Raw genomic sequence first — 26,303 nt, 5'->3', positions numbered from 1 at the left:
TACCATCGAGATCGAACCAAACCGTCAAACCACCGGCCGTTCGTATTTGGACAGCAGGTCGAGCCAATCCTCTAATAGTCGGCTCATCAGAAAGTTCTGCCGTACGCTTTCTTTCGCACGCGCACCGAGCTCCTCCCGCAAATTCGATTCCTCAAGAGCTCGACCATTCTCGCCGCCGCCTGATCGGGCGTGCTCACCAGAAATCCGTTCCATCCGTCCTTGATCTGGTGCCGAATGCCTCGACGTCGCCGCCGATGACGGCGGCGCCCTTCCACATTGCCTCGGCGACCGTGAGACCAAAGCCTTCGCGGATCGACTTCTGCAGGACCACGGCGGCAGAGCGCTGCAGTGCGTTCACCAGGGTTGGATCGTCGACGCTGAGAACAATGATGCCTTCATCGGCGACGCTCTCGATCGTCTCGAGGATTTGTCCGCCCTCGGGATCGTCAGAGGCATTATTGCCGACGAGCACGAGCGTGCAGTCGACCTGCTCTCTCGCCTTGCGGAAAGCCTCAATCACGCCCATCGGGTCTTTCCACCGATCGAACCTGGAAATCTGCGTTACCAAGGGACGATCTGTCGGAATTTTATAGTTGCCGAGGAATTCCCGTCTCTCGCGGTCGGACATCTCCCGGTTCTTCGCCGAGAACGGATCAATCGCCGGGGTGACGAAATGCTGACCGACCTGGAGATCCTGGCCGTATTCGGGCAGCGAAAAGATCGTTGCGTTATATTGTTCGATGAACTGGCGTAGATAGGTCCATACCGAGGCGTGTGGCGACGACAGATCGACGTGACATTGCCAGAGCCACGGCATTTCCCGATCGGAAAAATGCGTGATGAGTGGCAGAGGCTGAGGATCATGCACGATGACGGCGTCGCAGTCGTCAAGATGAAGCCGCGTGGCATTTTCGAACACGACCTCTTCGTAGATCGTCTTTTCAGCGTCGGAAAACTCCAGGCTGGTGCCCTGCAGCGTATTGTGCAGTTTCTTCGTGCAGCCAAAGAAGCCCGGCGTTCCCTGAATCAAATGCCAGTCGGTTTCGATGCCGGTCGCATTCATCATAAGCGTGAGCGGTGTGAGCAGTTCGGTGACGCCTCCGCCGTAGAATGTCGAACTGATATGGGCGACGCGCATCGTGCGCACCCGATCCGCCTTCGCCGCGATGCGTTCGACCGTCGCAGCGCCGATGAGCGGCTCGTACTGTTCGAGCGTATGAAGCCCGAGAGTGGACCGTTGAACGGCGGAAGTGAGCGTGGACATCGAAGTCGCCTCGGTGGTTCTTCTAGAGTTCTTGCATTGCGGCAATGCCGCTTCACGCGCTCCAAATCTCGGCAGTTCGCGATCGCAGGCCTCAGCGCCATCTGCGAGCGGGAACCTGCTGGCCTGACAACTTTCCAACCGACCGGCCGTTACAGGCTAAGGCTCCCGTCCACATCTGCCACTTTTTCCCATTCGCAATAAGTCCGAAAGCGTGTGGAAGTTGCCTCAGGCTTGCGTCCAGCCGTTTTCATATTGCTGAACATTCATTCATCCGCCCCTCGGCGCAGCCGGATTGAGATGCTGGTGCTATCGGCAATTCTCGCGCAACGGGAAGGTGGACCGGACAAATTTACTTGGCCCTTGAGCTGCTGTATTGGGTAACCAGCGCCAGGAGGCAGTTCCATGAAACGCTATCTGATCTTCGGAGCTATCGGCCCGTTCGTCGGCGGATTCCTGATGCTGTTCGCGACCACGGTGGCCTCGGGCTACTGGACCGATACCAACTGGTCGGAGATCGGGAAATTCCTTGGCGCGTTCGCCAAGACGCTGCAATACAGCTATCTGTTCGGCATCGTGCCTGCGCTGATGATTGGCGCCATCGACGACATTCTCTGTCACGTCAAGCGCATTCCTTTCATGGCGCGAATCCTGATCGTGGGCGCCATCGGATTTGCTGCGTCAGAACTGCTTTATGGTTCGCGCGGACCGGATACCGGCGTGGTGCAGTTTCTGCTCTACGGCATGGTCGCCATGGTGCCTGCGGTGCTGGCGTCGTGGCTCGCGCACCGATACGTGGACGAGCCGCAGCCAGTGCATTCGACGTAATTCACCCCCGCGCGCCATGTTCGTTCCGCCGGCCGAACGTCAGGAATTACCTGACCTCAGCCGTCAAGTTGACGCTTGGCAGACGAATGTCAGGCTGGTCCGATCGGGGAATGCAACGTAAAGGGAGCCCACGGCGTTGTCAGTTTTCGGCGGCGAACCAGCATGCGCGCGTCCATGATCGCGGAGTTAAGTAACAGGCTCTCCTCCGGTTCGGGCCGAAGCAAGGAAGCCGTCTGGCTTTTCACCGCGCTGGTTCTGACGGCCGCCATTCCGGTCCTGCTGCTCGGGGGATGGATGGCCTATATCACCGCCGACCAGGAACGGAGCTACGCCCGCCAAGCCGCCACCGAGGCGCTGACGCAAGTGGCGCACCGGATCGAGGGCGAAATTGCCCACGAAATACAGGTCGCGGAGACGCTTGCAAGCTCGGCCGCGCTCGACGATGGCAATTTGGGCGACTTCTATCGCGAGGCGAAACGAATAGTCGCCGCCCGTCCGCTGTGGGAGACTGCCTTCCTGACCAAGCCGGACCAGGAACAGGTCCTCAACGTATTGCGGCCGCTCGGCGCGCCGCTCGGGCCGGTGACTGACAGCGAAAGCTTCGACGCCGTGCTCCGCACACGTAAGCCGGTCCTTGGCGGGCTGGGGCCGTACCAGGCCTCCATCGGCAAGCGGCTCGTGGCACTGCGTGTGCCGGTTGTTCGAGAGGGCGAACTTCGCTACGTCCTGACCGTCGGGCTGTTGCCCGATCAGATCGGTACCATTCTTGGTCAGGCCGGTCTGCCCGCCGGATGGGCCGGCACCGTCATTGACGCCAAGGACGAGATTGTCGCGCGAACGCCTGATGCCGGAGCCGTCAGTGCAAGCGCAAAGACGCCCGCGGTGCAGGAAGCCATTGCCCGCGGCGGCTCGAATTCGCTGCGCACCCAGACACGGGAGGGAATGGATGTCGAAACCGTCCATCGCGGCTTGGCGGGAACGGAAGGATGGTCGGTCCACGTGGGCGTTCCAGTCGTTGAACTGAATGCTCCCGTATCCCGCTCGTTGCGGCTGCTGTTCGGAGGAACGGCGGCGAGTGTCGGGCTCGCCATCGCGCTTGGACTGGTGATCGCCCGCGAGATCGCGCAGCGGCGTCGCATGGAGGCGCTTCAGTCGGCCGCAGCGCTGCTGGACAGCGAAAAACGCGGCGCGCTTGCCATCGATGCCGCCGAACTCGGTACATGGCGCTGGGATCTGACCGCAAACGAGTTCAGCGGTTGCAGCCGCTTTGGCGCATTGCTGGGTTTGCCGAGCGCCCGATCGGGCGAAACCAGATGGTCCGCGGACCGGATCTTTGCGTTGCTCGAACCAGCGCACCGCGCGGCTCTGGCCTCGTTCGGCGGCGCTTGTCTCGAAAGCGGCAAATCAGGCAGCGTCGAATTTCCGGTACAATCCGACGATCGCGGCGAATATTGGTTGCGTGCCGCAGGCAGGGCGGAAGGTCCGCCTAACCGGCGTCATGTGATTCATGGCGTGCTTGCCGACATCGATATCCTCAAGCGCGCGGAGGCCGAGCGTTCTCACTTGCTTCGTCGCCTGGCTTCGGCCCAGGAAGAGGAGCAGCGCCGGATTTCGCGAGAACTGCACGATCAGATCGGCCAAACGGTGACGGGATTGTCGCTCGGCCTCAAGGCGCTTGAACAGGGATTGGCGAAAGGCAGCAACCCGGAAGCAGCCGCCGAGCAGGTGCGATGGCTGGAACAGCTTGCTGCGCAGATCGGCCGGGACATTCACCGCACCGCGTCGGACCTGCGGCCGACCGCGATCGACGACCTCGGAATCTTCAAGGCGATCGAAGCCTACGTCGCGGAGTGGCAGGAGCGTTATGGCGTTCGCATCGATATCCAGACGTTCGGGCGGGACAATTCGCTGCCTCCCGATGTCGCGGCGGTGCTGTATCGACTGGTCCAGGAGGGATTGACCAACGTCCTGAAGCACGCCAGCGCCAGCAAGGTCAGTATCGTGCTCGAGAAGAAATCGGACGGGCTGGCGCTTGTTCTCGAGGATGACGGCGTTGGCTTCGATCCGGAAAGCGTCAACCGCAATGCGATGGGCGGCGGTCAACCGTCCGGACTTGGCCTCTCCGGCATGAAGGAGCGCGTCGCGCTGCTCGGCGGCACGATCGCGGTGGAATCCGCGCCAGGAAAAGGCAGCACGATCTTTGTCCAGATCCCCCTGGAAGTGCAGGAGATGGAAGTGCAGGAGACCGGCGCATGACGCCCATTCGCATCGCGCTTGTCGATGACCATCCGGTCGTGCTCGCCGGCATACGCGCGCTGTTACAAGGCGTGCCCGAGGTCGAACTCGTCGGCGAGGCGAATACGGGGACAACGGGACTGAAAGCCATTTGCGAATGCTCCCCCGACATTGCGGTGATCGACCTTTCGCTGCCCGACATCAGCGGCCTGGAACTCGCGCGCCGGCTGAGCAAGCGGTGCCCGGCGGTAAAGATCATTGCGCTGACCGTGCATGAAGACCGCGCCTATATTCATCCGGCACTCGAAGCTGGCGCACGGGGATATCTCCTGAAGCGATCCGCCGGAGACGAGCTGCTTCGCGCGATCAGGGCCGTCAACGAGGGCGCCATCTACCTCGATCCCGCTATCGCCGACAAGGCGTCAAAGAGCGCTCCCGAACTGACGTCGGCCGATAACGGCGATGGCGGCGAACTCAGCCGGCGCGAAGAGGATGTGCTCAAGCTGGTCGCTCAAGGGTTCAGCAACAAGCAAATCGCCGGCGAGCTGGAGGTGAGCGTCAAAAGCGTCGAGACCTACAAGGCGCGAGCATCGGAAAAGAAGGGCCTGCACAGCCGCGCGGATATCGTCCGCTACGGCATCAGGCGGGGCTGGCTCGCTGCTCCAAACTGAGCGCTTTGTCTCGCAGTCGGCTACTTTGCCGATCCGGAGCGCGTGCCGGGCTGCAGATCACTCAGCGGCACGCAGCTCTTTTTCCGGCGATGATTCTTCGCTGCGCCCTGTACCTTCAAGACCTTGCCAGCCGAACAGGAGCCATCATCGACGTAGATGGTGGAGTATGGATCCATCATCAGCGGTTCGTAAGAATGGAGCTTCTGGGCTATGCACGGCTGGACGATGAACAAAGCCGTCAGGAACCACCCCAGCCTGCCATCTTGCAGGAAATCCTTCGTACCTTCATTGGTCTGCACTGGAATCCGTCAACCTGTCTGATGCTGCGGCTGGGCGTTGAGGGCCTCGCCGAGTCCAGCCTGCGGGCTCGCTTGTAGTGCTGCCTGCGCGGCCTCGGCCTCATATTCGTCGGCCAGTATCTGAAGTTTTTCGGCAAATCCTGGATCGGCCGCGCCAATCGCCAGACATCTGCAAAAGACGGCCCGCTCATGCAGCAGCTTGGCCCGAGACAGCTTGATCAGTTTGCGTTTGGTTCGACCCACCCTTCCTGCTCCTCGTTCCGATTGCGCACGCGGCGCCTCCCACGAATGACCGCCATCCTAGAGTGCAATCCTGTGCCGGCGCGTCAGGAAAAACCTGTCAATCACAGTGATGCTCACACTGGGCCTACTTTTGCGGATGCGATTTCGGCGGCGCTGTTGTGACCCGCGCCGCCGCGCGAATCATTGTTGCAGACCAGGCAGATGGCTTTCGATGTGAGACGTCGGTTGACGCCCCATCGTTCGTATCGGTGCGGCGTCCTTTCCGAGCATGGAACGCAATACGCCAAAGGTCGATTATCGGTTGTCCTGCCACTGAACATTCCAGCCCCCGTTTCCCGTTGTCCGCGAACTAGTCCTCGCTCTCGTGAGCCCCCGCCATTGCTACCAGGAGCACAACGCTGAGGGCGCCGGCCGAGATGAGGGCATTCATTCTCAATGCCGCCGGAGGGACTCCCAATCCGTAGTGAATGAACACGGCCATCAGGAGTGCGGTCACGCCGGCGCTCGCGATAAAGAAGATGACGGCGACAGCCAGGTCTATGATCCTCATCGTCGGCTACCCTGCTATTTCTCTCGGCTTGCGAGGAACTCGATCGTGACGAGGCCAAAGAGAATGGCCGCGCAGATCAGCGCCTGCTCTCGAAGTATGGATCGGGGAAAGCCCAGGCTATGTTGCGCGAGGTGCGCGATCGCGTAGGCTACGATCGCCGCACTTCCCAGTGCGAGAAACAAACCAGTTGCGAGCTGGACGAATTTCTTCATCTGTCTTCACTTCGTGCCGTTGATTTGTCCGAAGGCGTCTCAATGGCGGGTCGACCCGCTGCGCGCATTCCACCTGCCTCGCGCGCAACCAAGGCATATTAGAATCATGCTTCGTTCGGGGATGTCAGGAAAAGCCCGTCACGAGCAAAGGCGCATCTGCGTCGTGCCCGCCACTCCAGATCCGTTGGCGGGATGACAGCGCTGACCTTTCGGATCCGACCCACGCAAAGCAGCGACCGCATGACGCAACTTGCGCCTCGCATTCGCGTTACCATCTGATGGCCATGCCAGACGACGATATCTTTACGCCGCCCCGTTCGCGTTCCGGACCATCGTCCCGGACGCGCGCGCCCGGACGTGGGCCGGTCATAGACCAGGAGGGGCGCGAACTTCCCGAGCCGAACCTGCATACGCGGTTCGAGGGAATGCGGTTCGACTTCGGTCATTCCGCCGCCAATCCGTTCGGCGAGTTGACGCGCGAGCAGCGGATCGCGAGGCTCGATGCCATCGCCAAATTGCTGGATGTCGCCTTCATCGTGCCCGGCACCAATTTCCGCTACGGCATCGACGGGCTGATCGGCCTGATCCCGGTGGTCGGCGACATCATTACGACGGCGATTTCGCTGTGGGTGGTGCGCGAGGCACGCGCGCTTGGCGCCCCCTGGCACATCACGGCGCGGATGCTTGCCAATGTTGCGGTTGACGGCGCGGTTGGCCTGGTGCCGGTCGCGGGCGACGCCTTCGACGTCATGTTCCGCGCCAACGTACGCAATGTCCGCATGCTCAAGCGCTGGCTCGATAAGCAGCCGCGCTAAGGAAACGCGCTAAAGAAAAACGCCCCCGAAATGATTTCCGGGGGCGCGCTGTTTGAGAAAGTGGAAGCCTTACGCCGCGTCGGCCTTGTCGTCGGTTGCGGCCGGGCGCGGACGGCGCGGCAGCGGGAACGCCTCGCTTTCATAGAGCGAGCGGATGCCGCTCTGGTCAAAGCGGGCTTCCTCGACCTGGAGATAGGCGCCATTCAGCGAGTCCGCAGGCAGCTCCTCGATCGCGAAGCGAACCGCTTCCGCCGCGGTGCCAAAACGCCGATAGGCAAACCCGGCCCGCTTCTTCTTGCGGATCGCGGCGGGAAACAGTTCGGCGGCGGTGTTGTAGCTGAATGGACGCATGGACGGTGACCTCAATCTTTTTCGGCTCTTTTCGTATGAGCAATGGGGATTGGATGACGGTGGGCCACAGTGGCGGGCCACGCCGTGCACGTCATTTCGCTATCCAATATAAGCTTCTTTGACGAAAATGCGACCCCTGAAGCCCGACATCGGGGGTGATGATGAATCCACGCATGGCTGCGGGATGCGTAAATTAAATCAAGTTATTTCAATGGGTTCCGTTACTTCAATGGGTTCCCTGGCTTACAGCTTGCCGAGCAGGAGCAGGATGAGAAGCACGATTAAAATCACGCCACCGAGCCCCATCGCGGAATGGCCCCCGCCATAGCCATAGCCGCCGAAACGGCCGGAAAAGCCGCCCAGCAGGAAAATAATCAGGATGATGACGAGTAGCGTTCCCAGCGACATCGCTTGCTCCCCCCGAGGCCCGCGGAAAACGACGCCCGCGGCCCGGATCAAAGCATATCGCGGGCCGCGAGTCCTTGGTCGATCCACCGAAATGGAGAGGGGACACCTGTCATTCCGGGGCGCGTCGAAGACGCGAACCATAGGGCGCAATTGCGCACCTGAGATTCCCCGATGCGCAATTGCGCATCGGAGAATGGCGACGACGTCGTCACTTCTTCGTCTCGTCGACCGGAACGGATCGGAGCTTATTTCGGCTGCAGCTTAAGCGCCGCCGAGTTGATGCAGTAGCGCAGGCCGGTCGGGCCGGGGCCGTCGTTGAAGACGTGGCCGAGATGGCCATTGCATTTCGAGCACAGCACTTCGGTGCGGATCATGCCGTGGCTGAAATCGCGCTCTTCATCGATATGGCCGCCCACTGCAGGCTGCGTAAAGCTCGGCCAGCCGCATCCGGAATCGAACTTGGCATCGGATTCGAACAGCGTCTGGCCGCAGCCGGCGCAGGTATAGGTGCCCTTGCGGTGCTCGTGCTCATATTCGCCCGAGAACGGCCGCTCGGTCGCCTTCTCGCGCAGCACGGCGTACTGCATCGGCGTCAGTTCCTTGCGCCATTCGGCCTCGCTCTTGACGACCTTGCCGGATGTCTTGGTATCGGACATTTGCCCTCCTTAATTGGTAGCCTTCGCGTTGCGCACCAGCGTCGGCTGCTCGACGTAGTTCTCCGCAAAGATCTTCTTCAGATTCTCGATCTTCGGGATGTCGTTGAAGACAATATAGGGCTGGTTCGGGTGCAGCGTCAGGTAGTCCTGGTGATAGTCTTCCGCCGGATAGAACGCCTGCAGCGGGCCGACCTTGGTCACAATCGGCTTCTTGTAGACCTTGGCGGCGTTGAGCTGGGCGATATAGGCCTCCGCCACCTTCTTCTGCTCGTCATTGGTGGTGAAGATCGCCGAGCGATATTGCGTGCCGATGTCCGGGCCCTGGCGGTTCAATTGCGTCGGGTCGTGCACGACCGAGAAGAAGATCTGCAGGATCTTGCCATAGCTGATCTTCTTCGGATCGTACTTGATCTCAACCGCCTCGGCGTGTCCCGTCGTGCCGGTGCCGATCATGGTGTAGTTCGCGGTCATCTTGCTGCCGCCGGAATAGCCGCTCACCGCGTTGAGCACGCCGGCGGTGTGCTGGTACACGCCCTGCACGCCCCAGAAGCAGCCGCCGGCGATCACGGCGGTCTGGATGCCGTCGGCAGCCTGAACGTCGACGGCAGGGGCCGGAATGACGACGGCGGCTTCCGAGGCGCGCGAAGGCGCGGCGGCGAAGGCCGCGACGGCCAGCGTGCCGATGGCGGCAGCGGCGAGCGACAGGCGGCTGAAATGGCGAGGGGACATGGTTTCCTCTTTCGGCGTTGGTTGATGCAGTCTAGATCGAGACCGGCGTTTCGCAATCGGCTCAATTATCGCCGATGCCCAACATACGGCGATGGCTGCGGATTGTTACGGGGTGCGCCACACGAGTTCGTGAATAGGACCATCTGCCCAAGTATTTGGAGGGGTGATCTCCGTCACTTGACCAGTGCGGGCCTGTCTTTCCACAATGAATCGGTGGTCGCGCGCCGCGACCAAAAATCCATGCGCCGGAGCGTTCGCCGATGTTGCGGGCCTTGTTGCCGGGTCTCGTCTTGCTTGTCGCCGCCGGCCCCGCGCGGGCTGCCGGCGATGTCGAAACCTGCCGAAATAACTCGGCGGAACCGGCTGCCCGGCTCGCCGCCTGCGAAAGCGTGATTGCCGACGAGAAGATCACGGGGACCTCCAGGGCAGCCGCCTTCTGGTATCGCGGCGATGCCCTGGTGAAGAAGCGCGATTACGACGGCGCGATCGCGGCGTTCACCGCCTCCCACGAGATCGCGCCGCAGAATATCAACGTCATCAACGCACGCGGCATTGCCTACAGCCACAAGGGCGACGACGAGCGCGCGCTCGCCGACTACGATCTGTGCCTGCAGTTGCGCCCGAGCTTCGGCAGTGCCTACAACAACCGCGGCGTCATCTTCATGCGCCGGGGAGAGCTGCAGCGGGCGCTCGATGAGTTCAACCTGGCGGTCAAACATATCTTCAATGACCAGAGCCGCTATCTGCACCACTACAACCGGGGCCGCCTGCAAGGATTGATGAAGCTGTACGAGGCCTCGCTCGCCGACTATGCCGAGGCGCAAAAGGTCAATCCCGATGGTCCCCATGTTCCGGCCTACCGGTGCGTTACCTACACCAGCATGGGCAGGTTCGATGACGCGCTCGCTGACTGCAATGCGGCGCTGGCCAAGTCGCCGAGCAACGTTTACGCGCTGACCAGCCGTGCCAATGCCTATCTCGGCAAGGGCAACCTCGATGCCGCGCTCAACGACTACAACCAGGTGCTCAAGATCAATCCGAACTACGTCCGCGCCTATGTCGGCCGCGGGCAGCTTTTCGAGAAACGCCGCAACCTTGCCGCCGCCCGCGCCGACTATCGCTCGGCGGCCAACGCCGTCGCGGCAAGACGCGAGGACATCGATACTACGCTTGCGCGCGGGATCGCGAAGGAGCGGCTGGAAGCCTTGCTGGGCACCGCCGCGCCGTCGACGTCACAACCGGCGGGGCCGCGCAAGGTCGCGCTGATCGTCGGTAACGGCGCCTACAAGAATGCCGCCCCGCTGGATAATCCGCCGCGCGACGCCAAACTGATCGCATCGACCTTTCGCGAACTCGGCTTTGCCACGGTGACGCTGGCGCCCGATCTCACCAGGGACAAATTCTTCGCCGCCCTGCACGAATTCGGCCTGGAGGCCGAAAAGGCGGACTGGGCCGTCGTTTATTATGCCGGTCACGGCATGGAGATCGGCGGCGTGAATTACCTGATCCCGGTCGATGCCAGGCTGAAGACGGACAGCGATGCGGAGACGCAGGCGGTCGCGCTCGAGCAGGTGATCGCCGCGGTCGCCGGCGCGCGAAAGCTGCGGCTGGTGATGCTCGATGCCTGCCGCGACAATCCCTTCGAAAAAGACCATGCAGCGGACGATTTCGCTAAAATTGGTCAACCGCGGCTTCTCCAACATCGAGCCGGAAGCCGGCTTCATGGTGGTCTACGCCGCCAAGCACGGCGAGACCGCGCTTGACGGCGATTCCCTCAACAGCCCATTTGCCACTGTCCTCGCGCGCGTCATCAAGGAGCCGAAGGTTGAGGTACGCAAGCTGTTCGACATCGTCCGTGATGATGTCTGGAAGGCGACCAACCGCACGCAACAGCCGTTCACCTACGGCTCGCTGCCGGGGCGTGAGGATTTCTACTTCGTGGCGGGGAGGTAGCCACACCCGTCATTGCGAGAAGCGCCAGCGACGAAGCAATCCATGCTGCCGCATGCGGCGCTATGGATTGCTTCGCTTCGCTCGCAATGACGGCAAAATCCTCACACCACCACGCTCAGCCGCTTCGCCGCCCGCGTGATGCCGGTGTAGAGCCACCGTGCCCGGCTGTCCTGAAATGCAAAACTCTCGTCGAACAGCACGACGTCGTCCCATTGCGAGCCCTGCGATTTGTGCACGGTGAGCACGTAGCCATAGTCGAACTCGTCATAGGGCTTGCGCTGCTCCCACGGGATTGCCTCGATGCCGCCCTGGAAGCAATCGTGTCGCACCGAGACCTTGGTGACCTTGTGGCCGAACTCTTCGTCGGGCGACAGTCGCATGCTCAATATCTGTGATTTCGATCGCGGTTGGGTGCGCGACTTCACCCGCCATAGCCCGCCGTTGAACAGGCCCTTCTTGCGGTTGTTGCGCAGGCAGACCAGCTTGTCGCCGGCGACCGGCAGGGGATCCTCGATGCTCTGCTTCTGCCGTATCCGCATGTTGTAGGCGCGGCGGGTGTTGTTGCGGCCGACCAGCACCTGGTCGGCACTCATGACGCGGTCGGGATCGAGCTCGCTGCGCGGCACCACTTCACTCTCGCCGTGGCGGCCGATTTCGAGCTCGCGGCCCTCGCGAATGTCCATCGACATCCGCACGATCGGATCGTCCTGCGCCTGCCGGTGCACCTCCGTCAGCATCGCATCGGGATCGCAATTGGTGAAGAAGCCGCCGCCCTGGATCGGCGGCAACTGCGCGGGGTCGCCGAGCACGAGCAGAGGACAGTCGAACGACATCAGGTCGCGGCCGAGTTCGGCGTCGACCATCGAACATTCGTCGATCACGATCAGCTTTGCCTTCGAAGCCGGCGCGTCGTCCCACAATTCAAAGCTCGGCTGCTCGACGCCGGATTCCTTGGCGCGATAGATCAGCGAGTGGATGGTGGAGGCATTGTCGCAACCCTTGTTGCGCATCACCAGCGCCGCCTTGCCGGTGAAGGCGGCATATTTCACCTCGCCGTCGACGCCCTCGGCGATGTGCCGCGCCAATGTGGTCTTGCCGGTGCCGGCATAGCCGAACAGGCGGAACACCGGCGGCGTGCCGTTGCGGCCAGGCTTGGCCTTCAGCCATTCGGCGACGGCCTTCAGCGCGGAATCCTGATGCGGCGTAAAAATGGTCATGGGGTCCAGATGGAGAGAAGAGCGGGCGGAAGGCCGCGACTCAACGGACTGTAAAGCTAACCATTCGCGCGTTCCATGCAAGACAACTTCCGTGACGCGGAATTGCCATTTCGCGACCAAGGCTAGACTTGCGATTTGCGGAGAATACACTGCCCGAAAACAACAGACGGCCTTGAACAAACCGTCTTGGGAGGCGTCATGAAATTCGGCATCTTTTACGAGCTGCAACTGCCGCGCCCCTGGGAAGAGGGCGATGAGCTCCGGCTCTACCAAAATGCGCTGACGCAACTCGAGACCGCCGACCGGCTCGGCTATGACTACGCCTGGGTGGTCGAACATCATTTCCTGGAAGAATATTCGCACTCCCCCGCGCCGGAATCCTTTCTCGCCGCCGCCAGCCAGCGCACCAAAAATATCCGGCTTGGCCACGGCATTTTCCAGCTCACGACCAACCATCCCGCGCGCGTCGCCGAGCGGGTCGCGGTGCTTGATTTGCTCAGCAACGGCAGATGCGAATTCGGCATGGGCGAGAGTGCCTCCATCACCGAGCTGACGCCGTTCGGCCGCGACATGGAGACCAAGCGCGAGGTGTTCGAGGAGGCGGTTCAGGCGATCTTCCCGATGTTCACCAAGGTCGGCACCGAGCATCACGGCAAGTATTTCGACATCCCCCTGCGCAATGTGGTGCCTAAGCCCGTTCAGAAGCCGCATCCGCCGCTGTGGATGGCGTGCTCGCAGCTCCCGACCATCGAACGCGCCGGCCAGAACGGTTTTGGCGCGCTCGGCTTCCAGTTCGTCAGCGCGGAAGCGGCGCATGCCTGGGTGCATGCCTATTACAATGCGATCACCAAGCGGCTGAAGAAACTCGCGAACTACGAGATCAATCCGAACATGGCGCTGGTCTCGTTCTTCATGTGCGCCAGGACCGATGAAGAGGCGCGGGCGCGTGCCGACGGCGCCACCTTCTTCCAGTTCGCGCTGCGCTACTACGGCGCCTCGCAGAACCGCCAGCGTCCCGACCCCGGCACCGTCAACATGTGGGACGAGTACAACAAATGGAAGCGTGAAAATCCCGAGGCGCAGGAGGCTGCGCTGCGCGGCGGCCTGATCGGGTCGCCGGAAACCATCCGCAAAAAGCTAAGACGTTTCCGCTCTTCCCACATCGACCAGGTGATCCTGCTCAATCAGGCGGGCAAGAATACCCATGAGCACATCTGCGAGTCGCTGGAACTGTTCGCCAAAGAGGTGATGCCCGAGTTCCAGAACGACCCCGAACATGACGCCTGGAAGCAGGGCGTGATAAGCGGGGCGATCCAGCTCGAGGAGATCGACACCGAGGCCTTTACGGATCGCTACGGCAAGCTGGCGATTAACGTTGCGCCGGCGCAGAAGGTGGCGGCGGGATAGCGGTTGGGCGGATGGCGAACCGGGCGCGGTAAGATGAGGGGATCGCACCGCGCCCGTAGCGTCAGTTCGAACTTGCAGCCGCCGTAAAGCTGCGGTCAACCGCCATGTTGACGTCGAGCTTCTTCGCCAGGATCCCGTAGCGAGTGGCGCGGTCGGATGCTTCCTGAACTTCCTTGACGATGCTTTCGTCGATTACGATCGGGCTGGTGCGTTGCGCCTTGTAGGCGCTCAGCAGCACGTCTTCGGGAAGCCTGGTGAGTTCCGCGGTGTTCTTCGCGTATTCAGGCAAGTGATCCAGCGACCATAGCCGGGCCTTGTTGAGACGCTGCACGAGATCCTGCACGGCGGCGCGCTTGGTGGCGATGGCGCTATCGGAGGCCACGATGAAAGTGACGGTCGGTGTCAGGCCTTCGCCGTTGGCAATGATCCGCGCATTGTCCTTGAGCGTCGCATAGGACACGTAGGGCTCCCACACGGCCCATGCGTCGATCGAGCCAGCGACCAGCGCGATCTTCGCATCCACCGGCCCAAGCGGTGCAAAGGTCGCATCCTCGATCTTGTATCCGGCCTTCTCCAGCGTTGCATCGATCAGGAACTGACCCCAGCCGCCGCGCGTGCCGGCAAGGCGTTTGCCTTTGAGGTCGGCAACAGACTTGATCGGCGAATCCCGACGGACGAGGATCGCCTGCGTCCTGGCGTCGGAGCGGGTGCCGCCGATCGCCTTGATCGGGGCGCCGGCCGCATACACAGTCAGGAACGAGAGATCGCCGGTGTAGCCGACATCGAGCGCGCCTGCGTTGAGCGCCTCTAGGATCGGCGCGGCAGCAGGAAATTCCGACCATTCGATCTTGTATGGCAAATCCTTTGCAAAGCCGGAAATTTCCAGCAGGGAACGATTGCCGCCTTTCTGGTCGCCGACGCGCAGCGTCACTGTATCGGCCGCAAGCGCCGATGCCGCAATCGCTGCGCTGAGAGCTGCGCCGAACAATATTGCGCCGATGCGGCGAAGACGCGCCAAGGCGCGCGATTCAAGTTTGATTGCACTCATATTGTTGTCTTTCCCATTTCATCCGCCACATTGCGTGGACCGCAATCAGCGATGCACTAAAGCCTACGAGCAGCGGCATCGCAGTCAATGAAATGGCTGACTGAAGATTCTACCCGGCGTGCAACGAACGTCTCGACCTGCAAGCCATGACGAAACTTGTCTGCTGATGTCGCGCGAGAGCAGATCGCGCCGATAAAACCGCAATTCGTTGTCAGTGTCCTGCGAGTGCAATCTTGCTATGTCGGACTTGGATCGCAGGCGAAATATTCTCAGGCGTTTACATTCAGCACTCAGCGTCGCTGCCATCACGACGTCGTGCGAACTGAATGATGTGTGACTAGAAGGTGTGCATCACGCGATAACAAAGAAAAATGCGTCACGCCACATTGCGATCCGGCAATAAACCTGTCGCGTCACACCAAGCGCGCAGTGCTCTCATTGCTATTTTTGCAGAGCACTCGACACTCAGTCGAAGCGCCATCATCATTTCTGTATCGCATCGCGAAGAAGCGATCGTTCAGGAGATTGTGATGAAGCGTCGTGAGTTCCTTAAACTGTCGCTTGCTGCAGGGGCGGCCGCATCGCTGTCGTCGGAAGCGCGTGCGCAAACGCCGCTGAAGGAAATCAAGATCGGCTACCAGAAGACCGGCGTGCTGGTGATCGCACGGCAGCAGGCCCTGCTGGAGAAACGCTTCGGCAGCAAACAGATCGGCATCAAGTGGATCGAGTTCACGTCGGGGCCGCCATTGCTGGAGGCCATGAGCATCGGCAGCGTCGATCTGGGTGCCGTCGGCGATACGCCGCCGATCTTCGCGCAGGCCGCGAACGCCAATATCGTCTATGTCGCGGGATCACGGATCACCAACGGACAGGGCATTCTCGTTCCTGCCAACTCCAGCATCCGCAGCATTTCTGACCTGAAAGGCAAGCGCATCGGGTTTACCAAAGGCAGTAGCGCGCACAACGTGGTGATCGCCACGCTCGAAAAAGCCGGACTGACCTATGAGGATATCACGCCGGTCTATCTGACGCCGCCTGACGCAGGGCCGGCATTCGCCAACGGCAGTATCGAGGCGTGGGCGGTCTGGGATCCATATTTTGCGATCGGCGAGAAGCGCCAGAACGGGCGGATCCTGATCAACGCCCATGAGGTCGCCAAGACCAATTCGTTCTATCTGGCCAACCGCGATTTCGCGAACACTCATGTGCGAGAAACCCGCGAGGTGATCGACGGTCTGGCCGAAGCGGCCCGCTGGGCTGAGGCAAATCGCGCCGACGTCGCCAGCGCGCTCGCAGCGATCACGGGCGTGCCGCTCGAGGTTCAAACCGTCGCTGCCAACCGCGCATCCTTCCTGATCGGCCCCGTGACCGACGAGATCGTCACGACGCAGCAGGCCGTTGCCGATCGTTTCCACAAGCTCGGGCTGATCCCAAAGCAGATCGCTGTGCGCGATATCGTCTGGCGCCATATGCAAAGCTGAATTCCCTAACAGAGGACGTAACTCATGACGCGTTTGCTCAAACGCTGGATCGCCAGTGCCGTGCTGTCGATCAGCATGGTCGCCGCTACAGTCGGTGTTTCCTACGGCCAGGACAAGGTGGTCCGCATCGGCTTCCAGAAATACGGCAAGCTTGTCCTGCTCAAGAGCAAGGGGACGCTCGAGGAGAAACTGAAGACCGCCGGCTACAAGGTGGTATGGACGGAGTTTCCCTCCGGTCCGCCGCTGCTCGAAGCACTCAATGTCGGCGCAATCGACTTCGGCAACACCGGCGAAGCGCCGCCGATCTTCGCGCAGGCTGCAGGCGCGCCGGTCCAGTACGTCGCCTATGAGCCCCCGGCGCCGAAAGGCGAGGCGATCCTGGTGCCGAAGGACAGCAAATTGAACGCGGTGGCCGACCTGAAAGGCAGGAAGGTCGCGCTGAACAAGGGCTCCAACGTTCACTATCTCCTGGTGAAGGCGCTGGAGAAGGCTGGTGTCAAATATTCCGAGATCGAGCCCGTGTTTCTGGCGCCAGCCGACGCGCGCGCGGCGTTCGAACGCGGCGCGGTTGATGCCTGGGTGATCTGGGATCCATTCCAGGCGGCAGCCGAGGCCGCTACAGGTGCGCGCACGCTCGCCGACGGCACCGGCATTGTTTCGAATTACCAGTTCTACTTCTCGTCAAAGAAGTTCGTGGAGAGCGATCCGAAGATCGTCGATCTCGTGTTGGCTCAACTGAGCGAAGTCGACGACTGGGCGAAGGGCGACATCCATGCTGTCGCCGAGCAGCTCGCGCCCGCGATCGGGCTTTCGGTTCCGGTCGTCGAAGTTGCACTGAAACGGCAGTCCTACGGCATCAAGCCGATCACCGAAAGCGTGGTCGCCGACCAGCAACAAGTCGCCGACACGTTCTTCGCCCTCGGCCTCATTCCCAAACAAATCAAGATTTCTGACGTGGCACGGAGGTCCGGATCGTGAGCGCGCAACCCACCGCCAATATCCTTTGGTTCCTGCCGACGCATGGCGATGGTCGCTATCTCGGCACCACGACCGGTGGACGCGAGGTGAGCTTCAACTACCTGCGCCAGATCGCGCAGGCGGCCGATCAACTCGGCTATTTCGGCGTCTTGCTGCCGACCGGGCGGAGCTGCGAGGATTCCTGGGTGGTGGCTTCGGCTGTCGCGCCTTGGACCGAGCGCTTGCGTTATCTCGTGGCGGTGCGACCCGGCTTGCAGTCGCCGAGCGTTGCAGCTCGCATGACCGCAACGCTCGATCGGGTGTCGAACGGACGTCTGCTGATCAATGTCGTCACCGGCGGTGACCCGATTGAGAACAAGGGCGACGGCATCTTCCTGCCGCACGACGAACGGTACGCGGTAACGCGCGAGTTTCTCAACGTCTACAGCGACCTGCTGGCGGGGAATACCGTCAACGTCGACGGCAAGCACATCCGCATCGAGGACGGCCGCCTGCTGTTCCAGCCGGTGCAATCGCCGCGGCCGCCGCTCTATTTTGGCGGATCGTCCGATGCCGGCATCGACGTTGCCGTCGACACCGTCGACAAATATTTGACCTGGGGCGAGCCGCCGGCGCAGGTCGCCGAAAAGGTCAGCCGCGTGAGAGCAGTGGCAGCTAGCCGAGGCCGCAAGCTATCGTTCGGCATCCGCCTGCATGTGATCGTGCGCGAGACCAATGCGGCGGCATGGAAGGCGGCGGATGAGCTGATCCAGCACGTGAGCGACGAGACGGTCGCCTCAGCGCAGAAGATCTTCGCGCGAATGGATTCGGTCGGTCAGCAGCGTATGGCGCAACTGCATGGCGGCCGCCGCGACAAGCTGGAAATCAGCCCCAATCTCTGGGCCGGCGTCGGCCTGGTGCGCGGCGGCGCGGGCACCGCGCTGGTCGGCGACCCCGAGACGGTGGCGGCGCGGATCAGGGAGTATCAGGATATCGGCATCGATACCTTCATCATGTCCGGCTATCCGCATCTGGAGGAAGCCTATCGATTTGCCGAACTGGTGTTTCCGCTGCTGCCGCTGGACAAAGCGACCAACGTCACACCGATCCGCGTCAACACCGGGCCGTTCGGCGAAACCATCGGCAATGAATACCGGCCGCAAAAGCAGGTGTCGCAATCATGAGTCTCATCGACAGTCTTCCCCGCGTTCGCGCGCCAAAACTGCCACGCGTGGACGGCTTGGTTCCTTGGATTGTGCCGCTCGCGGCCATTCTGATCTGGCAGGCCGCCTGCGTCACCGGTTTCGTCTCGGCGCGGGTGTTGCCGGCGCCGAGCGACGTCGCGCTGGCGGGCTGGAAGCTCGCGCTGTCGGGTGAGCTTGCGCGCAACATCTGGGTCAGCTTCTGGCGCGCCAGCGTCGGCTTCCTGATCGGAGGTAGCATCGGCTTCGCGTTTGGCTTGGCGAATGGCTTGTCGCAAATTTCCAGCAGACTCACCGACACGACACTGCAGATGGTGCGCAACATCCCCCATCTGGCGCTGATCCCGCTGGTCATCCTGTGGTTCGGCATCGACAGAATCCGCAAAGCTGTTCCTGGTCGCGCTCGGCGTGTTCTTCCCGATCTATCTGAATACGCTGCACGGCATCCGCACGGTCGATCCGCAATTGATCGAGATGGGCCGTATCTACGGCATGAGCGACGGCGAGTTGTTCCGGCGGGTGATCTTCCCGAGCGCGCTGCCATCGATTTTCGTCGGTCTGCGCTTCGCGCTCGGCATCATGTGGCTGACCCTGATCGTGGCGGAAACCATCGCCGCTTCTTCGGGCCTTGGTTACATGGCGATGCAGGCGCGCGAGTTCATGTTGATCGACGTCGTGGTCCTCTCGATCCTGATCTATGCCTTGCTCGGAAAGCTCGCCGACAGCGCCTCGCGCGCGCTGGAGCGGCTGACGCTCTCCTGGCATCCAGCCTTCCAGAAACACTGAGGATATCATGCAAGAAGGCCTTCATTTCCGTCTGTCGGATGCCGAGCCTTTGAGCCGCGCCGAGATCATCGAGCAGGCGCGGTTCGCGCGCCGCAGGCCGAGAACTGCGTCTCGTGGCCTTTCGCTAACCATCCGTGGCTTGCGCAAATCCTTCGGCGACAACGAGGTATTGCGCGGCATCGACCTGCACATTCCACCCGGCCAGTTCGTCGCCATCGTCGGCCGCAGCGGCTGCGGCAAGAGCACGTTGCTGCGGCTGATCGCGGGACTGGAGACAGCGACCGCTGGCGGCATTGACTTCGGCGAGGAGGCGCGCGCTGAAGATATCCGCGTCATGTTTCAGGAGCCACGGTTGCTGCCTTGGGCGCGGGTGCTGTCGAATGTCGAAGTCGGACTGGGCCGCGAACGGTCGTCGGCGGATGCGCAGGCGCGGGCGGAAAGCGCACTCGTCGAAGTCGGTCTCGGCGACAAACGGGCGCAATGGCCGGCGGTGCTGTCCGGCGGACAGCGGCAGCGCGTCGCGCTGGCCCGCGCGTTGGTCAGCCATCCGCGCGTACTGGCCTTCGACGAGCCGCTTGGCGCGCTCGACGCGCTGACGCGGATATCGATGCAGCGATTGCTCGAACGGGTCTGGCACGACCAGGGCTTTACCGCGATCCTGGTGACGCATGACGTGTCGGAGGCCGTGGCACTGGCCGACCGCGTTCTGGTGATCGAGAATGGCGGCATCGCCCACGACATCGACGTCGATATTCCACGCCCGAGGCGGCGCGGCTCGGCGGAACTTGCCGCACTGGAAGGCTCTATCCTGAAAAATCTGCTGCAAGGTACTGAAGATACTTCCGAGCTGTGAGGTGGCCATGAACTCCGTTGTTCGCAGCGTTTTGATCGATCACGAAGTCTCCTCAGATGATTTTCGCAACGCCATGCGCCGCTTGACGGGCGGCGTCAGCGTCATCACCGCTGGGCTGGGCTGGGATATTTCGGGCATGACGGTCACCTCGGTGTCGTCGCTATCGGTCGATCCGCCAGCCTTGATCGTCAGTATCAGCCGCGAGGCATCGTCATGGCCACTGGTGAGGCGGTACGGCTTCTTCGGCGTCAACATCCTGACGCCTGACCAGATCGATATCGCCGAGCGGTTCGCCGGCCAGGAGGGCCTTAAAGGCGCCGATCGTTTCGCCGGAGCCGGGTGGACCAAGCGGGTCTCCGGGGTTCCACTGCTGGCAGGCGCGCTCGCGGCGATCGACTGTGCGGTCGAAGATATCATCGAGAGGCACTCGCATGCGATCGTCATCGGCCGTGTGCTTGACATCGCAGTGTCGGAGCGCACCGCGGCGCTGGCCTATTGGCAGGGCCAGTATGTCGCCATCGATCGGGATGAGGACGCGCTCAAGCTCGCAGAAGTCAGCGTGCCGGCATCGCGGGCGATGCGAAAGTTCTGACGAAACTGGCAAAGTTCCGGGTCGGCGGGCTGGTCTTTGATCGGCCGGCATTCTAGAAGTTTGCGATGAAGCGGATCGGGACCTGGATTTTTTACAGCGTCGGCGCGCTCGCGATCGCGTATCTGGCGCTGTATGCCTATGCTGTCTTTACCGGGCGCGACCTGCAGCCCGGCGATCCCATCCACATTTTCCGCAAGCCGGATGCGCCGAGTTATTCCGCGCTTTCCACGGCATTGCGAGCGTAGCGAAGCAATCCATGCTGCGGCAGAACGGCTAGCTGGATTGCTTCGCCGCTTGCGCTCCTCGCAATGACGGCGGAGGGATCTGTGCTACCCCGCCACGACAAACCGCTGGCTGTCGCCCGATCCCGCCGGCGTAATCGGTATCCCGCCGTCGGCATATTCGTTCAGCTTGTTGCGCAGCGTGCGGATCGAGATGCCGAGGATGTTGGCGGCATGGGTGCGGTTGCCGAGGCAGTGCTTCAGCGTCTCCAGGATCAGGTCGCGTTCCACGTCGGCGACGGTGCGGCCGACGAGGGCGCGGGTCACCTGTTCGGCGGCAAAGGTGGCGTGGGCCACGGCAGGCGCGGTCTTGGCGAGGTCGAGGCGGTCGCCATCGGGGGTCAGGATGGCCTCAGGTCCAATCTCGTCCCCTTGCGCCATCAGCACCGAACGGTGGATGGTGTTTTCCAGCTCGCGAACGTTGCCCTGCCAGCGGTTTGATGTCAGCACCCGCCGCGCATCGGCGGAAATGGGGCGCAGCGGCACGCCGTTGGCGTCGGCGTATTTCTTGGCAAAGTGCTGCGCCAGCTCGAGGATGTCCGCCGGGCGGTCGCGCAGCGGCGGGATCTTCAGGTTGACGACGTTGAGGCGGAACAGCAGATCCTCGCGGAAGGAGCCTTCGCGCACGGCGTCTGCGAGATTGCGGTTCGAGGTCGCGATGATGCGGATGTCGACCGGCACCGGCTTGGTGCCGCCGACACGGTCGATCACGCGTTCCTGGATCGCGCGCAACAGTTTGGATTGCAGCCGCACGTCCATTTCCGAGATTTCGTCGAGCAGCAGCGTGCCGCCAGTGGCTTCCTCGAACTTGCCGATGCGGCGGGCGACTGCGCCGGTGAAGGCGCCCTTCTCGTGGCCGAACAGTTCGGATTCCAGCAGGTGCTCGGGTATCGCCGCGCAATTGATCGAGATGAACGGCCGCTTGGCGCGGGTCGAGCGGGTGTGGACATAGCGCGCCAGCACTTCCTTGCCGGTTCCGGATTCGCCGGTGATCATCACGGAGGCGTCGGAGCCCGCGATCTGCTGCGCCAGCTTGATCACCTTGCCCATGGCTTCATCGCGATAAACCAGATCGCGTGAATCATTGGCGACGGCAGCGAGCACGGCGGCGATCAGTTCCGGATCCGGCGGCAGCGGGATGTATTCCTTGGCGCCGGCGTGGATCGCGGCGACCGCGGCGCGGGCATCGTTGGAGATGCCGCAGGCCACGATCGGCACGTGAATATGTTCGGCTTCCAGCCGCATCACCAGGTCGCGGATGTCGAGGGCGACGTCGACCAGCAGCAGGTCGGCACCCTTGCCGCCGCGCAGCACGGCCATCGCCTGTTCGATCGCCTCGGCATGGGTCACCGAAGCCCCGTTTTGCATCGCGATCTTGGTGGCGGTCGTGAGCTGGCCCTTCAATGTGCCAACGATGAGAAGCCGCATTTCTGTCTCCTGTCCGTCTGTTCGCGCCTCACGCGCGCGTATCGCCAAAATTGTTAGTTGCGTTCCGCCTTGATGATTTCCGTCATGGTCACGCCGAGCTTGTCTTCGACCAGCACGACTTCGCCACGCGCCACCAGGCGGTTGTTGACGTAGATGTCGATGGCTTCGCCGACGCGGCGGTCGAGTTCGAGCACGGTGCCCGGTCCGAGCTTCAACAGCTCGCCGACGTCCATCTTGGAGCGGCCGAGCACGGCCGAGACCTGCACGGGCACGTCGAATACGGCCTCGAGGTCGGCTGCGATGCGCGAGGCCTGTTCGTCCTCGTTGTAGGCGAGATCGTCGACCGGCGGCGCATCCGCGGCGTTGAGATCGGGTAGCGGTACCTGTGCGTCGGTGTCACTCATGGTTCAGTCCTCATGGCCTTCACATTGCGGCCTGATCGCGGGACGCCAGATAGCGTCCGACGAGTTCGCTGATCTTCGCTTCGATGGCCGCGCGCTCCAGCACGACGCCGCCGTCGGCCCATTCGATCCGGCAGTCGCCGGTGGCGATGCCGGGTTCGGCCAGGATCACGAGCCGGCCCTCGAAGCCGCTTTGGGCCGCCTGGCGTTCGATCTTCTCACGGGCGGCCTCGTAGAGCTGGTCGTTGATGCGGACGACGAGATGCGGGGTCGCGACCAGATGCGAGAAGCAGTCGCTGACCAGCGCCATGATCTCGCCGAGCGGTTCGCGGCCGATCAGTTCGCTACATAGCTTGCGTGCCACCGCGACCGCGACATCGACAGCCTCGGTTTCCATCCTGGCCTCGATGCCGGAGAAACGCGTGGCGATGCCCCTGATGGCGATGCCGATCTCTTCCAGCGCCAGCGCCGAGCGGCGGTCACTCTCGACTTTGGCCTCGTGCTGGGCTGCTTCATAGCCGGCGCGGTAGCCACGTGCTTCGGCCTCCGCGACCTTCTGCGCGATCTCGGCGGCCGTGGCGGCACGCTCGCGCGTCCTGTCGGGCGCTGCGAAGTCGGTGTCGAACAGGAATTTTGCGGGCGCGGCCATCAGTACACCAGCTCGTCGTCGGCGCGGTTCTTGGTCAGGGTGATTTCGCCCCTGGCGGCCATATCCTTGGCGAGGTTGACGAGCAGCGCCTGTGCCTCGTCGACATCGCGCAGCCGCACTGGTCCCATCGCGGCCATGTCGTCCAGCAGCATCTTGCCGGCGCGCGAGGACATGTTGCCGAGGAAGAAGGCGCGCACCTCCTCATTGGCGCTCTTGAGCGCGATGCCGAGCTTGTCCTTGTCGACGTTGCGCATCAGCGTCTGGGCCGAGGCGGAATCGAGCTTGATCAGGTCGTCAAAGGTGAACATCAGCGCCTTGATGCGCTCGGCGGATTCGCGGTTCTCCTCTTCCAGCGAGGTGATGAAGCGAGTCTCGGTCTGGCGGTCGAAATTGTTGAAGATTTCCGCCATCACCTCGTGGGCGTCGCGGCGGCGGGTCTGCGACAGGTTGGACATGAATTCGGTGCGCAGCGTCTGCTCGACGCGCTCGATGACTTCTTTCTGGACGGCTTCCATCTTCAGCATGCGGCCGACCACATCGAGCGCGAGGTCCTCGGGCAGGATCGCCAGCACGCGCGCGGCGTGCTCGGGCTTCAGCTTCGACAACACCACCGCGATGGTCTGCGGGTATTCGTTCTTGAGGTAGTTGGCGAGCACCTCTTCCTGCACGTTGGAAAGCTTCTCCCACATGTTGCGGCCGGCGGGGCCGCGAATTTCATCCATGATGCCGGTGACGCGCTCGGAGGGCAGATACTGCTGCAACAGCCGTTCGGTGGCGTCGAAGGTGCCCATCAGGGCGCCGGAGGCCGACATCCGCGAGACGAATTCGAGCAGCAGGTCTTCCACGACATCGGCCTCGACGGTGCCGAGCGTCGACATGTGGATCGACAGTTCGCGCACCTCGTCGTCGTCCAGCAGCGACCACACCTTGCCGCCATATTGCTCGCCCAGCGCCAGCATCAGGATGGCGGCGCGCTTCGGGCCGCTCAACGGCTTGCCCTTGGGCCGGTTGCTCTGACGGCTCGCCAGCGCCGAGATGACGGTGGTGATGTCGTTGGCGTTTGAGGTTTGCGGTACGGCGGCCATGTCAGCTCTCGGCGGGTTCGCTCAACCATTGGCGAACAATGGAGGCGGTCTCGTTCGGATTACGTTCGGCCAGTTCGCCGACCCTGTGCACGGCCTGGGCGTGGACCTGGCCCTGGACCTGCGCGACGTCGATCAACTGGGCGGTGCCGCTGGTGCCGGCGATCAAGGCCTGATTGGGCCCGAGTTCTCCGTTTGGACCGCTGCCCTCGATTAATGCGAGCGCCGGTTCGGTCGGCGCGGGAACGACTTCGGCGGCCAGGATGCGCTTGACCAGCGGGCGGATCACCAGGAACAGCACCACGAGGCCGAGCAGCATCATGACACCGAGCTCGATGACATACATGACGTCGTCCTTGGTGAACTGCAGCATGCCGAGCAGCCCGCCCGGCTCGACGACCGGTGGCACGGAGGGCGCTTCGGCAAAGCGGAGATTGACGACCTCGACCTGATCGCCCCGCTTCTGGTCGAAGCCGATCGCCGAGCGCACCAGCGTGGCGATGCGGTCGAGCTGCTCCTTGCTGCGGTCCTGATAGACCATTTCGCCTTTTTCGTTCTTGGTGTAGGCGCCGTCGACCAGCACCGCGACCGAGATCCGGTTGACCCGTCCGGCCTCGGTGACCTCGGTCTTGGTGGTGCGGGAAATCTCGTAGTTGTTGGTCTCTTCGCTCTTCTTGCTCTGGTCGCGGGCCGCAGGCCCGGTGGTGTTGGTTTGATTGCCGGGCAGTTCGTTGTTGACCGTTACCTGGCCGTTGTTCTCGGCAGTGAGGGAAGATTCCTCGCGGGTCTGGGTGGAGCGCAGTACGCGGCCCTCGGGATCGAACTTGTCGGAAGTCTGGGTGACCTTGTTGTAGTCGAAGTCGGCGGTGAGCTGGACGCGGGCGCGGCCCTGGCCCACCACCGAGGAGACGATCGCCTCGACTTCGTTGCGCATGCGCTTCTCGAAGGCGGTGCGGCGCTCGTCGCCGACGGCGATCTCGGGGTCCTTGCCGGCGCCGTCGGCCAGCAACCGGCCGGCTTCGTCGACGATCGACACCCGCTGTGGCTTCAGCCCGTTGACGGCGGAGGCGACGACGTGACGGATAGCGCGGATCTGCGGGGGTTCGAGGCTGCCGCGCACCCGCACCACGATCGAAGCCGACGGCTCCGGCGCCTCGCGGGCGAACAACGGCCGTTCCGGCAGCACCAGATGGACGCGGGCGGCCTGGATGCGGTCGATGGCGCGGATGGTGCGGGCAAGTTCGCCCTCCAGCGCGCGCAGATGGTTGATGTTCTGGACGAAGCTCGTGGTGCCCAGCGCGTCGGACTTGTCGAAAATCTCGTAGCCGACGCCACCGCCCTTGGGCAGGTTGCTTTCGGCCAGCTTCATCCGCAGCCGCGTGACCTTGTCCTTCGGGACCATGATGACCGCGCCTTCGTTGCGCAGCTCGAAGGGAATGGCCTGGCGTTCAAGATCCTTGATGATGCTGGAGGAATCTTCAAAGGAGAGGTCGGTGAACAGGGTGGTCATCTGCGGCGTGGTGACGCGCATGATGACGAAGGCGAAGAAGCCGATCAGCGCGGTCGTTACCGCAACCATGGCCATCAGCCGCGCTGCGCCCAGGCCTTTCAGGAAAGCAACGAGACTTTGCACCAACCGCCCCCAGGGATTCGGCCCGAGGGACCGACTGGGCAATTATTGCCTAGGGGATGGTTTCCATATGGTTAA

Annotated in this window: 30 protein-coding genes and 1 pseudogene; 14 read left to right on the top strand and 17 right to left on the bottom strand. The window is 62.5% G+C overall.

The window, feature by feature from the left end; genetic code table 11:
- Positions 1-24 precede the first annotated feature (24 nt).
- Together ACFXS9_RS27635 and ACFXS9_RS27630 are read right to left on the bottom strand one after the other, a co-directional pair.
- Positions 25-213, bottom strand: a complete 189-nt coding sequence (locus ACFXS9_RS27635) for a hypothetical protein (RefSeq protein WP_392694185.1) — start codon at positions 211-213, stop codon at positions 25-27.
- A complete protein-coding gene (locus ACFXS9_RS27630; protein ID WP_392694182.1) occupies positions 194-1,264 on the bottom strand; it encodes a glycosyltransferase in 1,071 nt (356 codons plus the stop codon). The genes ACFXS9_RS27635 and ACFXS9_RS27630 overlap by 20 nt, the downstream gene beginning before the upstream one ends.
- A 402-nt stretch (positions 1,265-1,666) precedes the next feature.
- On the opposite strand from ACFXS9_RS27630, the gene ACFXS9_RS27625 reads away from it, so the two are divergent.
- The 3 genes from ACFXS9_RS27625 to ACFXS9_RS27615 all read left to right on the top strand — a co-directional run bounded on the left by ACFXS9_RS27625 (position 1,667) and on the right by ACFXS9_RS27615 (position 4,995).
- A complete protein-coding gene (locus tag ACFXS9_RS27625) occupies positions 1,667-2,089 on the top strand; it encodes a DUF5413 family protein (RefSeq protein ID WP_392694180.1) in 423 nt (140 codons plus the stop codon).
- Between the two features lie 162 nt (positions 2,090-2,251).
- Positions 2,252-4,345 carry an ATP-binding protein gene (locus tag ACFXS9_RS27620; protein WP_392694177.1) on the top strand — a complete coding sequence of 698 codons (2,094 nt, stop codon included), beginning with the start codon at positions 2,252-2,254 and terminating at the stop codon, positions 4,343-4,345.
- Positions 4,342-4,995, top strand: coding sequence for a response regulator (locus ACFXS9_RS27615; protein WP_392694175.1), 654 nt, complete (start codon positions 4,342-4,344; stop codon positions 4,993-4,995). The genes ACFXS9_RS27620 and ACFXS9_RS27615 overlap by 4 nt, the downstream gene beginning before the upstream one ends.
- A gap of 20 nt (positions 4,996-5,015) precedes the next feature.
- Here the strand turns inward: ACFXS9_RS27615 and ACFXS9_RS27610 are convergent, their stop codons facing one another.
- The 4 genes from ACFXS9_RS27610 to ACFXS9_RS27595 all read right to left on the bottom strand — a co-directional run bounded on the left by ACFXS9_RS27610 (position 5,016) and on the right by ACFXS9_RS27595 (position 6,299).
- Positions 5,016-5,294 (bottom strand): DUF6719 family protein, encoded by a 279-nt coding sequence (locus ACFXS9_RS27610; protein ID WP_392694172.1) that lies wholly within the window; start codon positions 5,292-5,294, stop codon positions 5,016-5,018.
- A 9-nt stretch (positions 5,295-5,303) separates the two neighbouring features.
- Positions 5,304-5,537, bottom strand: a complete 234-nt coding sequence (locus ACFXS9_RS27605) for a hypothetical protein (RefSeq protein WP_392694169.1) — start codon at positions 5,535-5,537, stop codon at positions 5,304-5,306.
- Positions 5,538-5,886: 349 nt separating this feature from the next.
- Complete coding sequence (locus ACFXS9_RS27600) at positions 5,887-6,087, bottom strand: hypothetical protein (RefSeq protein WP_334370061.1); 201 nt, start codon at positions 6,085-6,087, stop codon at positions 5,887-5,889.
- A 14-nt stretch (positions 6,088-6,101) separates the two neighbouring features.
- A complete protein-coding gene (locus ACFXS9_RS27595) occupies positions 6,102-6,299 on the bottom strand; it encodes a hypothetical protein (protein WP_392694166.1) in 198 nt (65 codons plus the stop codon).
- Positions 6,300-6,577: 278 nt separating this feature from the next.
- Between ACFXS9_RS27595 and ACFXS9_RS27590 the strand changes: the two genes are divergently transcribed.
- Positions 6,578-7,114, top strand: a complete 537-nt coding sequence (locus ACFXS9_RS27590; RefSeq protein ID WP_213287941.1) for a DUF4112 domain-containing protein — start codon at positions 6,578-6,580, stop codon at positions 7,112-7,114.
- Positions 7,115-7,183: 69 nt separating this feature from the next.
- Here ACFXS9_RS27590 and ACFXS9_RS27585 read toward each other — a convergent pair whose 3' ends face one another.
- From ACFXS9_RS27585 to msrA, 4 genes are all read right to left on the bottom strand, one after another.
- Positions 7,184-7,465, bottom strand: coding sequence for a hypothetical protein (locus ACFXS9_RS27585; protein WP_057842144.1), 282 nt, complete (start codon positions 7,463-7,465; stop codon positions 7,184-7,186).
- Between the two features lie 243 nt (positions 7,466-7,708).
- Positions 7,709-7,873 carry a DUF3309 family protein gene (locus ACFXS9_RS27580; RefSeq protein WP_392694163.1) on the bottom strand — a complete coding sequence of 55 codons (165 nt, stop codon included), beginning with the start codon at positions 7,871-7,873 and terminating at the stop codon, positions 7,709-7,711.
- 245 nt (positions 7,874-8,118) lie between these two features.
- The gene (msrB, locus tag ACFXS9_RS27575; RefSeq protein ID WP_392694160.1) at positions 8,119-8,529 is read right to left on the bottom strand and encodes a peptide-methionine (R)-S-oxide reductase MsrB; all 411 of its coding nucleotides are present in this window, start codon (positions 8,527-8,529) and stop codon (positions 8,119-8,121) included.
- 9 nt (positions 8,530-8,538) lie between these two features.
- Positions 8,539-9,258, bottom strand: a complete 720-nt coding sequence (msrA, locus tag ACFXS9_RS27570; protein ID WP_392694157.1) for a peptide-methionine (S)-S-oxide reductase MsrA — start codon at positions 9,256-9,258, stop codon at positions 8,539-8,541.
- A 260-nt stretch (positions 9,259-9,518) separates the two neighbouring features.
- On the opposite strand from msrA, the gene ACFXS9_RS27565 reads away from it, so the two are divergent.
- Positions 9,519-11,021 carry a tetratricopeptide repeat protein gene (locus ACFXS9_RS27565; protein WP_392694155.1) on the top strand — a complete coding sequence of 501 codons (1,503 nt, stop codon included), beginning with the start codon at positions 9,519-9,521 and terminating at the stop codon, positions 11,019-11,021.
- Positions 10,981-11,211, top strand: a complete 231-nt coding sequence (locus ACFXS9_RS27560) for a caspase family protein (protein ID WP_392694152.1) — start codon at positions 10,981-10,983, stop codon at positions 11,209-11,211. Before ACFXS9_RS27565 ends, ACFXS9_RS27560 begins: the two co-directional genes overlap by 41 nt.
- Positions 11,212-11,312: 101 nt before the next feature.
- Here the strand turns inward: ACFXS9_RS27560 and ACFXS9_RS27555 are convergent, their stop codons facing one another.
- Positions 11,313-12,428, bottom strand: coding sequence for an ATP-dependent RecD-like DNA helicase (locus ACFXS9_RS27555; protein WP_392694149.1), 1,116 nt, complete (start codon positions 12,426-12,428; stop codon positions 11,313-11,315).
- A 198-nt stretch (positions 12,429-12,626) separates the two neighbouring features.
- Between ACFXS9_RS27555 and ACFXS9_RS27550 the strand changes: the two genes are divergently transcribed.
- Complete coding sequence (locus tag ACFXS9_RS27550; protein ID WP_392694146.1) at positions 12,627-13,835, top strand: LLM class flavin-dependent oxidoreductase; 1,209 nt, start codon at positions 12,627-12,629, stop codon at positions 13,833-13,835.
- A 61-nt stretch (positions 13,836-13,896) separates the two neighbouring features.
- On the opposite strand, the gene ACFXS9_RS27545 is transcribed toward ACFXS9_RS27550, so the two are convergent.
- Positions 13,897-14,874: an ABC transporter substrate-binding protein gene (locus ACFXS9_RS27545; protein WP_392700041.1), complete on the bottom strand. Its 978-nt coding sequence runs from the start codon at positions 14,872-14,874 to the stop codon at positions 13,897-13,899.
- A gap of 539 nt (positions 14,875-15,413) precedes the next feature.
- Between ACFXS9_RS27545 and ACFXS9_RS27540 the strand changes: the two genes are divergently transcribed.
- The 7 genes and pseudogenes from ACFXS9_RS27540 (at position 15,414) to ACFXS9_RS27510 (ending at position 20,999) form a co-directional block, all read left to right on the top strand.
- Positions 15,414-16,364 (top strand): sulfonate ABC transporter substrate-binding protein, encoded by a 951-nt coding sequence (locus ACFXS9_RS27540; RefSeq protein WP_392694144.1) that lies wholly within the window; start codon positions 15,414-15,416, stop codon positions 16,362-16,364.
- Between the two features lie 24 nt (positions 16,365-16,388).
- The gene (locus ACFXS9_RS27535) at positions 16,389-17,342 is read left to right on the top strand and encodes a sulfonate ABC transporter substrate-binding protein (protein ID WP_392694141.1); all 954 of its coding nucleotides are present in this window, start codon (positions 16,389-16,391) and stop codon (positions 17,340-17,342) included.
- The gene (gene ssuD / locus ACFXS9_RS27530; RefSeq protein WP_392694140.1) at positions 17,339-18,505 is read left to right on the top strand and encodes an FMNH2-dependent alkanesulfonate monooxygenase; all 1,167 of its coding nucleotides are present in this window, start codon (positions 17,339-17,341) and stop codon (positions 18,503-18,505) included. Before ACFXS9_RS27535 ends, ssuD begins: the two co-directional genes overlap by 4 nt.
- Positions 18,502-19,309 (top strand): annotated as a pseudogene (locus ACFXS9_RS27525) (ABC transporter permease subunit). The gene ssuD and the pseudogene ACFXS9_RS27525 overlap by 4 nt, the downstream one beginning before the upstream one ends.
- A 7-nt stretch (positions 19,310-19,316) precedes the next feature.
- Positions 19,317-20,162 (top strand): ATP-binding cassette domain-containing protein, encoded by an 846-nt coding sequence (locus ACFXS9_RS27520; RefSeq protein WP_392694139.1) that lies wholly within the window; start codon positions 19,317-19,319, stop codon positions 20,160-20,162.
- Positions 20,163-20,169: 7 nt separating this feature from the next.
- Entirely contained in the window at positions 20,170-20,754 is a 585-nt protein-coding gene (locus tag ACFXS9_RS27515) for a flavin reductase family protein (protein WP_392694137.1), read from the top strand.
- A gap of 65 nt (positions 20,755-20,819) precedes the next feature.
- Positions 20,820-20,999, top strand: a complete 180-nt coding sequence (locus tag ACFXS9_RS27510; RefSeq protein WP_392694135.1) for a hypothetical protein — start codon at positions 20,820-20,822, stop codon at positions 20,997-20,999.
- An 84-nt stretch (positions 21,000-21,083) separates the two neighbouring features.
- On the opposite strand, the gene ACFXS9_RS27505 is transcribed toward ACFXS9_RS27510, so the two are convergent.
- The 5 genes from ACFXS9_RS27505 to fliF are packed head-to-tail and all read right to left on the bottom strand — an operon-like array spanning position 21,084 to position 26,228.
- Positions 21,084-22,463: a sigma-54 interaction domain-containing protein gene (locus tag ACFXS9_RS27505; RefSeq protein ID WP_392694132.1), complete on the bottom strand. Its 1,380-nt coding sequence runs from the start codon at positions 22,461-22,463 to the stop codon at positions 21,084-21,086.
- Between the two features lie 53 nt (positions 22,464-22,516).
- Positions 22,517-22,867 (bottom strand): flagellar motor switch protein FliN, encoded by a 351-nt coding sequence (gene fliN / locus ACFXS9_RS27500; RefSeq protein WP_057847186.1) that lies wholly within the window; start codon positions 22,865-22,867, stop codon positions 22,517-22,519.
- 19 nt (positions 22,868-22,886) lie between these two features.
- A complete protein-coding gene (locus ACFXS9_RS27495) occupies positions 22,887-23,513 on the bottom strand; it encodes a FliH/SctL family protein (RefSeq protein WP_392694130.1) in 627 nt (208 codons plus the stop codon).
- Complete coding sequence (fliG, locus tag ACFXS9_RS27490; RefSeq protein ID WP_392694128.1) at positions 23,513-24,598, bottom strand: flagellar motor switch protein FliG; 1,086 nt, start codon at positions 24,596-24,598, stop codon at positions 23,513-23,515. The genes ACFXS9_RS27495 and fliG overlap by 1 nt, the downstream gene beginning before the upstream one ends.
- 1 nt (position 24,599) lies before the next feature.
- A complete protein-coding gene (gene fliF, locus ACFXS9_RS27485; protein ID WP_392694126.1) occupies positions 24,600-26,228 on the bottom strand; it encodes a flagellar basal-body MS-ring/collar protein FliF in 1,629 nt (542 codons plus the stop codon).
- Positions 26,229-26,303: the final 75 nt, after the last annotated feature.

This window comes from Bradyrhizobium sp. RDI18, assembly GCF_043203335.1.
Taxonomy (GTDB): Bacteria; Pseudomonadota; Alphaproteobacteria; order Rhizobiales; family Xanthobacteraceae; genus Bradyrhizobium; species Bradyrhizobium retamae.
Note: the sequence above shows the minus strand (reverse complement) of the source record. Positions and strands in the feature narration are given on the sequence as shown.

What these genes read in the sequence shown, in the direction of transcription:
- ACFXS9_RS27625 (WP_392694180.1), top strand. Translation starts at nt 1,667, where the DNA reads ATGAAACGCTATCTGATCTTCGGAGCTATCGGCCCGTTCGTCGGCGGA.
- ACFXS9_RS27550 (WP_392694146.1), top strand. Translation starts at nt 12,627, where the DNA reads ATGAAATTCGGCATCTTTTACGAGCTGCAACTGCCGCGCCCCTGGGAA.
- msrB (WP_392694160.1), bottom strand. Translation starts at nt 8,529, where the DNA reads ATGTCCGATACCAAGACATCCGGCAAGGTCGTCAAGAGCGAGGCCGAA.
- ACFXS9_RS27565 (WP_392694155.1), top strand. Translation starts at nt 9,519, where the DNA reads ATGTTGCGGGCCTTGTTGCCGGGTCTCGTCTTGCTTGTCGCCGCCGGC.
- fliG (WP_392694128.1), bottom strand. Translation starts at nt 24,598, where the DNA reads ATGGCCGCCGTACCGCAAACCTCAAACGCCAACGACATCACCACCGTC.
- ACFXS9_RS27495 (WP_392694130.1), bottom strand. Translation starts at nt 23,513, where the DNA reads ATGGCCGCGCCCGCAAAATTCCTGTTCGACACCGACTTCGCAGCGCCC.
- fliN (WP_057847186.1), bottom strand. Translation starts at nt 22,867, where the DNA reads ATGAGTGACACCGACGCACAGGTACCGCTACCCGATCTCAACGCCGCG.
- ACFXS9_RS27515 (WP_392694137.1), top strand. Translation starts at nt 20,170, where the DNA reads ATGAACTCCGTTGTTCGCAGCGTTTTGATCGATCACGAAGTCTCCTCA.
- ACFXS9_RS27560 (WP_392694152.1), top strand. Translation starts at nt 10,981, where the DNA reads ATGGTGGTCTACGCCGCCAAGCACGGCGAGACCGCGCTTGACGGCGAT.
- ACFXS9_RS27510 (WP_392694135.1), top strand. Translation starts at nt 20,820, where the DNA reads ATGAAGCGGATCGGGACCTGGATTTTTTACAGCGTCGGCGCGCTCGCG.
- ACFXS9_RS27535 (WP_392694141.1), top strand. Translation starts at nt 16,389, where the DNA reads ATGACGCGTTTGCTCAAACGCTGGATCGCCAGTGCCGTGCTGTCGATC.
- ACFXS9_RS27580 (WP_392694163.1), bottom strand. Translation starts at nt 7,873, where the DNA reads ATGTCGCTGGGAACGCTACTCGTCATCATCCTGATTATTTTCCTGCTG.
- ACFXS9_RS27540 (WP_392694144.1), top strand. Translation starts at nt 15,414, where the DNA reads ATGAAGCGTCGTGAGTTCCTTAAACTGTCGCTTGCTGCAGGGGCGGCC.
- ACFXS9_RS27600 (WP_334370061.1), bottom strand. Translation starts at nt 6,087, where the DNA reads ATGAGGATCATAGACCTGGCTGTCGCCGTCATCTTCTTTATCGCGAGC.
- ACFXS9_RS27505 (WP_392694132.1), bottom strand. Translation starts at nt 22,463, where the DNA reads ATGCGGCTTCTCATCGTTGGCACATTGAAGGGCCAGCTCACGACCGCC.
- ACFXS9_RS27585 (WP_057842144.1), bottom strand. Translation starts at nt 7,465, where the DNA reads ATGCGTCCATTCAGCTACAACACCGCCGCCGAACTGTTTCCCGCCGCG.
- ACFXS9_RS27630 (WP_392694182.1), bottom strand. Translation starts at nt 1,264, where the DNA reads ATGTCCACGCTCACTTCCGCCGTTCAACGGTCCACTCTCGGGCTTCAT.
- ACFXS9_RS27620 (WP_392694177.1), top strand. Translation starts at nt 2,252, where the DNA reads ATGCGCGCGTCCATGATCGCGGAGTTAAGTAACAGGCTCTCCTCCGGT.
- ACFXS9_RS27595 (WP_392694166.1), bottom strand. Translation starts at nt 6,299, where the DNA reads ATGAAGAAATTCGTCCAGCTCGCAACTGGTTTGTTTCTCGCACTGGGA.
- ACFXS9_RS27520 (WP_392694139.1), top strand. Translation starts at nt 19,317, where the DNA reads ATGCAAGAAGGCCTTCATTTCCGTCTGTCGGATGCCGAGCCTTTGAGC.
- ACFXS9_RS27635 (WP_392694185.1), bottom strand. Translation starts at nt 213, where the DNA reads ATGGAACGGATTTCTGGTGAGCACGCCCGATCAGGCGGCGGCGAGAAT.
- ACFXS9_RS27590 (WP_213287941.1), top strand. Translation starts at nt 6,578, where the DNA reads ATGGCCATGCCAGACGACGATATCTTTACGCCGCCCCGTTCGCGTTCC.
- ACFXS9_RS27555 (WP_392694149.1), bottom strand. Translation starts at nt 12,428, where the DNA reads ATGACCATTTTTACGCCGCATCAGGATTCCGCGCTGAAGGCCGTCGCC.
- msrA (WP_392694157.1), bottom strand. Translation starts at nt 9,258, where the DNA reads ATGTCCCCTCGCCATTTCAGCCGCCTGTCGCTCGCCGCTGCCGCCATC.
- ACFXS9_RS27615 (WP_392694175.1), top strand. Translation starts at nt 4,342, where the DNA reads ATGACGCCCATTCGCATCGCGCTTGTCGATGACCATCCGGTCGTGCTC.